Source organism: Candidatus Colwellia aromaticivorans (assembly GCF_003333305.1).
GTDB classification, from domain to species: domain Bacteria; phylum Pseudomonadota; class Gammaproteobacteria; order Enterobacterales; family Alteromonadaceae; genus Colwellia; species Colwellia aromaticivorans.
On the sequence record NZ_QOLD01000027.1, the window covers coordinates 1 to 1,202 of the forward strand.

A 1,202-nucleotide genomic window follows, 5' to 3' on the forward strand; every position below is an offset into this window, starting at 1 on the left:
CAAGCAATCCCCATAGCACCGAGTTCGATTCCCGCGGTTTCTTCATTGTGAGCCTTTTAGACATCAGCCTTCCTATAATGGGCTGATGATAGATTTTGTGTACTGGCTGATATCTAAAAACCTTAACTAAGTGAACATAAACTTGCCTAATTTTGATAACTAATTTAGGTCAGTAATGTGGCATTTTTGTCATTAGGAGATCGTCTTTTTGTGGCAGAAGTGTGCATTAGCAGTGTTCAATATATCCAAAGATGACAGATCTAATAAAGTCGAAATATTATTGGCACATTGGCTGGCAAAGGTAAATGCAATTAGGTGGCACTGATGGTAGAGATTTTCCAGTAAAGATGGAGATAATAAATGACACCACCTCTAGCCGGTATATTATTATCTGTAGTGCTAATTGCTGTAATCGCATTTGTACAATTCAAACGAAATAAAAAAGTAGATTAGATGTTTGGATAGTGAATTGTTTATTTGAGAGCAGCTTATGTCTCGATGAACGGTTACTTGAAAAAAAGACTTATTTACTTTATATTACTTTTACAGTTTATGGGTTAGCGGCTGTGATTTAATACCCAACACTTCAAATAATATCCTCGTTAATATTTATCCAAGTCATTGCTATTACAGTTGATTTAAGAAAGTAAATTCACATTGCTTTCTTAAATCTGCTGTTCTCAGCATTTGTTTGACAGAGCTATAAAGTCAATTAAAACTGCTCACATTTCAAAAATAGTCTTTAGGCTATCTATAAAATGGTACTTGTTACCAAACTCATTCAATCCCATTAAATGCAGCAATTTTATTGTTGTATTTTTTTGCGTTTGAAAAAATCCAAACGGGCCTAATCAGCCTCAAATCAAATAAACTCTAACGAGTTAAGGAACAATATATGAATAACGTACAAAAATGGGAAGATATATCCAGTGGTATAGCAATACGAACAGATGTATATCAATCAAAAATAGTCGATAACAAAGATAGCGGTATGCTTGAGTTTGTAAGACAGAGAACCTATAAAAATCTCGGCCGCAAGCGACCGAGTTTTAAAACAAGTTCAGCTGATCTGAAGGTATTTCTTTCTGATCGAGTTCAGTAAGCTGGTCTTGAACATATTTTCTAATTGTTTCTTCGTTGGCATTCCCAATCGTTTCTACAAAATAACTTTGCGTCCACAACTTCCCGCCCCAAAAATATTT

The 1,202-nt window shown here is 34.6% G+C and carries 1 protein-coding gene; it reads right to left on the minus strand.

Features of this window, described 5'->3' with window-relative positions:
- Window positions 1-1,049 precede the first annotated feature (1,049 nt).
- On the minus strand, window positions 1,050-1,181 hold the full coding sequence (locus DWA31_RS17820) for a transposase (protein WP_425451856.1): 132 nt from the start codon (window positions 1,179-1,181) through the stop codon (window positions 1,050-1,052).
- Between the last annotated feature and the right edge of the window lie 21 nt (window positions 1,182-1,202).